Source organism: Pseudomonas sp. (assembly GCF_037994325.1).
Lineage (GTDB): Bacteria > Pseudomonadota > Gammaproteobacteria > Pseudomonadales > Pseudomonadaceae > Aquipseudomonas.
Genome location: NZ_JBBNAH010000479.1, coordinates 1 through 5,335, shown reverse-complemented (window position 1 = coordinate 5,335; position 5,335 = coordinate 1). Strand labels below are relative to the sequence as shown.

Below are 5,335 nucleotides of genomic sequence, written 5' to 3'. Positions count from 1 at the left end.
CAACAATCCAATGCCGCGTTGCTGACGCGATTGAAGGCTTTGGGAGGTCGGCATGCTGCTGGTGAGTGTGGTCAATATGCTGGTGGTTGTGGCGGCCGTGGTTATTCACTACGAGTGCCTGTTACGGCTGAACAACTTGCTGCCGCGTCTGAAGATCTGGCATCGGTTCCGCATCGTGTTTGGTGTGCTCGGTGCCATGGTGGCCCATGCCATTGAGGTGTGGTGTTTTGCTCTGGCGTATTTTGTGATGATCAAGCGCGGCGGCTGGGGCAATCTGGCGGGCAACTTTGATGGCACGCTGACCGACTGTGCGTACTTTTCCTTCACCACCTTTACCACCATTGGCTTTGGCGATATCGAGCCGGTGGGCCATTTGAAATACCTCACCGGTTTAGAGGCGCTGACAGGTCTGGTGTTGATCACCTGGACGGCGTCCTTTCTGTTCCTGGAAATGCAGCGTTACTGGAACATCAAATAAGCGCCGGTTTACGCCCGTATTGCACCTGCGCTTGCAAGTTGGCGAGGTCGAGAATTTCCATGACTCGGCCTTGGTAGGCGATCAAGCCCAGGTCGCGAAAACGCGCCAGGCTACGGCACACGGTTTCCAGGCGTAGCCCCAGGTAGGAGGCAATGTCCTCGCGGCTCATGCGCAGCAGGTAACCATGGGCCGAGTAGCCACGGCTGACAAAACGCTGCGACAGCCCAACCAGAAACGCGGCCAGACGCTCGTCGGCGTTGTGACAGCCCATCATCATCAGCATTTCGTGGTCGCGCACAATTTCGCGGCTAAGCATGCGATTCAGGTTGTGCTGTAACGAAGGAAACTCGCCGGCCAAGCGTTCCAGGCGGCTGAAAGAGATCGGGCACACTTCGCTGTCTTCCAAGGCAAAGGCGCTACAGGCATGGCGCTCGGTGCTGATGGCGTCCAGCCCGAGAATGTCGCCAGACATCAAAAAGCCGGTGACCTGGCCGCGCCCGTCGGCGCTGACCAAGGTGGTTTTGAACGAACCAAAGCGCACGGCGTAGAGGTTTTGCAAGGGGTCGCCGGCGTGAAACAAGCCGGCGCCTTTCTTCACCCGAATACGCTGGGAAATCAGGGTATCCAAACGCGCGGTTTCATCTTTGGAAAAGCCTACGGGCAAACACAGGCTATTCACCGCGCAGGTGGTGCAGGCCGTCGCCAACGGGTGCACATGGATAGGAATGGCCGGTGCGGCTGACGTGAGAACGGTGTTAACGGGAGCCAAAACGGTTTGCATAGTGAAGCCTCAACACGCGACGGTTAATGTACGAGCCACGGAGTTTCAGGCACTTACACCCGATCGTTTGACCGGTAGTTTCCCACTGCGAAATTCGGGCTTGGGCTCCTGGCGTGGCAGGAGCGGCAAGGAATGCGGTGCGGCAATGCGCTGGCGCAACTGGCGGACAAAAGCCTGTGCCTGCGCGTCGGAGCCAAAGGGCACCACATAACCATCTAGGCGCACCATACAGGGCTGGTCGGCTTTGCTGTGACTTATCGCAATCAACATACAAATGCCCTCCTCGATCAGGGTGTAATCGCCACTTTCAACACGCCATCGCGCTGATGGGCGAACAGCTCGTATGCCGCTTCAATGTCATCCAGCTTGAAACGGTGGGTGACCAGCGGTTTAAGGTCAACGCTGCCACTGGCGACCACCGCCATCAGCCGGCGCATACGTTCTTTACCGCCTGGGCATAGGGTGCTGACAATGCTGTAGTCGCCCAGGCCGGCGGCAAAGGCGTTGAGCGGAATGGTCAGGTCGCTGGAGTACACGCCCAAGCTCGACAGTGTGCCGCCCGGGCGTAATACCCGCAGTGCCCATTCAAAGGTGGTTTGCGTGCCCAGGGCCTCAATGGCGACATCCACGCCGCGCCCGCCAGTGATGGCCATAATCTGCGCCACCACGTCGCCCTGCTTAAAATCCACCACATGGCTGGCGCCCATGCTGCGCGCCACGGTCATACGCGCGGCTACGGTGTCGACGCCAATAATGGTGGTGGCGCCCTTCAACCGCGCACCGGCGACCGCACACAGGCCAATCGGCCCGAGGGCGAACACCGCCACGGTGTCGCCGATTTTCACGTCACCACGCTCGGCGCCGCTAAAGCCGGTGGACATAATGTCCGGGCACATCAATACCTGCTCGTCAGTCAGGTGGTCGGGAATGGCGCAGAGATTGGCCATGGCATCCGGCACGCGCAGGTATTCAGCCTGGCTACCATCAATCAGATTACCGAACTTCCAGCCGCCGGTAGCGCGAAAGCCGTGGGGCGTGTCCGGGCCGTCTTGCGAGCCGCAGCCACACAGGCACGCAAAGCTGTGGCCGCTGGGGGTGATGGCGCCAGCAATAACTCGCTGACCTTCGTGGAACCCCTTGACCTCAGCACCCAGTTTTTCAATGACGCCCACTGGTTCATGGCCAATGGTCAGGCCTTTGGCTACCGGGTATTCGCCGCGCAGGATATGCACATCGGTGCCGCATAGGGTGGTGGTGGTGATGCGGATCAGGGCGTCCAGCGGGCCGATATCGGGGATCGGTTTGTCGGCCAGCACGATGCGGTTTTTCTCGACGAAAACAGCGGCTTTCATAAGCGGCATGGCATCTGCTCCAGGGTAAGGCGTGCGTAAGATTGTTCCTACAAACGTGTAGGGATGTTGATCGAGATCAAGCTAAGGGCACCACTGCCCGCGCCACTGCAAAGCCCTGCCGACTTTTGCCGAGCTCAAGCGGTTTTGATATCAATCAAATTTGCCGCGCTATGCGGCTCGCACACTGCCCTCACCAACGGCTTAGGCCCTGCCCGCTTTTGCCTATGCCAGTTTTTATCTCGTGAGGTGCCCCATGTCTGCCCAACACGTAACTACGCCCCATCGCCTGCTGCTGATCGCCCCACCGGTGCTGGAAAAAAATCTGGCGTTTGACCGCGCCATGCTGCTGGCCAAAGCCAAAGGTGCAGCCCTGCATATTGTCGCGTTCGATTATTTAGAAGGCTTGGCCACCGCAGGCCTGGTTAATGAACAGGCCTTGCAGATGCTGCAAACCGAGTATGTGGAGCGCCATCGCCGTTGGCTGCAAGCCCAGGCCGCGACCATGCGCCAGCTCGGCGTCGAGGTGACCGTTGAGGTGCAATGGGTCAAAGACCCGCTGCCGGAAATACTCGCCCATGTAGAAGAAATGCCCGCCGCCCTGCTGATCAAAGCGGTCGACCATGTATCAATGCTCAAGCGTGCGTTTTTCACCCCGCTAGACCTGCACCTGGCGCGCCAATGCCAGACACCGGTGCACTTTGTGGTCAGCGCCGATCACCCGCTGCCACGGCGCATCATGGCGGCCGTTGACCCGTTCGATGCCAGCTGCGACCAGCAGGAGTTCAACGAGCAGATCATCTACGAAGCGTTAAAGTTGGGCATGCAGTGCAAAGCCGATGTACACCTGGTGTACGCCTATGACTTATCGGCGCTGGCCGGCACCGATAGCGGCTTTGCCAGCAGCGCGCTGTTGTCGGCATCGGTGTACACCCAGCAGTTCTATGAGGCCCAGCTTGAGGCCTTGAATACCTTGGCCGAGCGCAACGGCATTCCCCTGGCCAACCGCCATATGGTGTTGGGCAGCCCAGGCCGGGCGCTGAGTGCCTTTGCCGAAGAACAGCAGATCGACGTGATCGTAATGGGCCGTATCCACCGTCACGGGCTGCTAAAACTGTTGGGCAGCACGGCCGACCACCTGCTCTACAGCATGCCCAGCAGTGTGTTGATGCTGCCGTTTGTCGCGCATTGATAGCCTGTCGCTATAGACCCCGTTAACACACCTTCATAACCACTTAAGGTTGGCCTCGGCATACTGCGCCCGGGGCCGCTTTAATCCTTTTTAAGCCGTTGCGACGTCGTTAACAGGAGCCTCTATTCGCTATGCCGGCTATCGGCCATAGTGCCTGCTGCCGCTGCGCAGTCTCTGTCTCTGCTTTTGCGCTCAGGAAACACCGCTATGTCACTAACTTCTAATAATGAACGCATAAAAATCGACGTCGATAAGCTGCGCATCGGCATGTACGTGGTGGAGCTGGACCGCCCCTGGAGTGAAACCGCCTTTCTATTTCAGGGTTTCTTGCTGCAAACCACCCATGAACTGCGGGCCGTGCAGGCGGCCTGTGACTTTGTATGGGTCGATGGCCAACGCTCCCATAGCGCCGAGGAATGGGTGCTGGCGCAGGCCACCGCGGCGGTGCCCGAGCGAGCCAAAATCCGCAAAGTGGATTTTTTTCAGGAGCTGACCACGGCATTACCGGCCTGGAATGCTGCCCATGAGGAGTCGCTGCGTATTCTTAACGCCGTGCATTTGGGCGTGCAGATTGATATCGCGGCAGTTAAAGCGGTGGTCAAGGAGTGCGTAGACAGCATTCTGCGCAATCCCGCTGCCCTACTGTGGCTGGCGCGGATCAAAAACAGCGATCTGTATACCGCCGAACACTCCTTACGCGTGGCCATCTTTGCCATCGCCTTGGGCCGCGAACTGGGCATGCTGCCGTTGCAGTTGGAGGAGATCGGCGTGTGCGGCATGCTGCACGACATCGGCAAAATGAAAGTGCCCAGCGAAATCCTCAATAAGCCCGGTGCGCTCACCCCGGACGAATTGGTGATTATGAAGGCCCACGCAGACCATGGTCGGCGCCTGCTCTTGAGCCACCAGCAGGTCACGGCGGCGACGGTAGATGTGGCCTATGCCCACCATGAACGTTTGGACGGCAATGGCTACCCACGTGGCCTGGACGCCAGCCGCATTCCCTATAGCGCGAAAATTATCGCCGTGGTCGATGCCTACGACGCCATTAACAGCGACCGCATCTACAGCAAGGGCAAGTCCAGTCTGGAGTCGTTACGTATTCTGTTTGATTGCGCCGGCAGCCAGTTCGATGAAGACATCGTTGGCACCTTTATTCGCCTGATCGGCATCTACCCGCCCGGCGAAATCGTTGAGCTAAGTAACGGCGAGGTCGGCATCATTATTGGCTGCCCACCCGACAGCAAACTCAAACCGCGCGTACTGGTGGTGCTCGACGCCGACAAACAGCCGTGCCGCGAGCGCGTGGTCGATATGGCGCGCAACCCCAAAGACTACGAAGGCCGCGCCTTACGCGTGCGCGCGGTGGAGTGCTCTGGCACCTACGGTATTGATATCGAGCACTACCGCAAAAAAGGTTTGATCATTCCCTGAGCACGGGCTGACTCAGGCAGCAAAAAACCGACGCCGCGCAGGGACTGAACTAGGCTAAAGCCGTCTCCCCAGCTCCTCAAGGATGGAGTGGCTATGTTTTC

At 58.8% G+C, this 5,335-nt stretch carries 5 protein-coding genes; 3 read left to right on the top strand and 2 right to left on the bottom strand.

What is annotated here, in order from left to right; genetic code table 11:
• Positions 1-52: 52 nt before the first annotated feature.
• Positions 53-478: a potassium channel family protein gene (locus AAAB16_RS16320; protein ID WP_340664268.1), complete on the top strand. Its 426-nt coding sequence runs from the start codon at positions 53-55 to the stop codon at positions 476-478.
• Here the strand turns inward: AAAB16_RS16320 and AAAB16_RS16315 are convergent.
• Positions 471-1,259: a helix-turn-helix domain-containing protein gene (locus AAAB16_RS16315; RefSeq protein ID WP_340664267.1), complete on the bottom strand. Its 789-nt coding sequence runs from the start codon at positions 1,257-1,259 to the stop codon at positions 471-473. The genes AAAB16_RS16320 and AAAB16_RS16315 overlap by 8 nt on opposite strands.
• A gap of 287 nt (positions 1,260-1,546) precedes the next feature.
• Positions 1,547-2,620, bottom strand: a complete 1,074-nt coding sequence (locus tag AAAB16_RS16310; protein ID WP_340664266.1) for an NAD(P)-dependent alcohol dehydrogenase — start codon at positions 2,618-2,620, stop codon at positions 1,547-1,549.
• A 244-nt stretch (positions 2,621-2,864) separates the two neighbouring features.
• On the opposite strand from AAAB16_RS16310, the gene AAAB16_RS16305 reads away from it, so the two are divergent.
• Both AAAB16_RS16305 and AAAB16_RS16300 read left to right on the top strand, forming a co-directional pair.
• Positions 2,865-3,800 carry a universal stress protein gene (locus tag AAAB16_RS16305; RefSeq protein WP_340664265.1) on the top strand — a complete coding sequence of 312 codons (936 nt, stop codon included), beginning with the start codon at positions 2,865-2,867 and terminating at the stop codon, positions 3,798-3,800.
• 207 nt (positions 3,801-4,007) lie between these two features.
• Positions 4,008-5,234: an HD-GYP domain-containing protein gene (locus tag AAAB16_RS16300; protein WP_340664264.1), complete on the top strand. Its 1,227-nt coding sequence runs from the start codon at positions 4,008-4,010 to the stop codon at positions 5,232-5,234.
• The last annotated feature ends 101 nt before the right edge of the window (positions 5,235-5,335 follow it).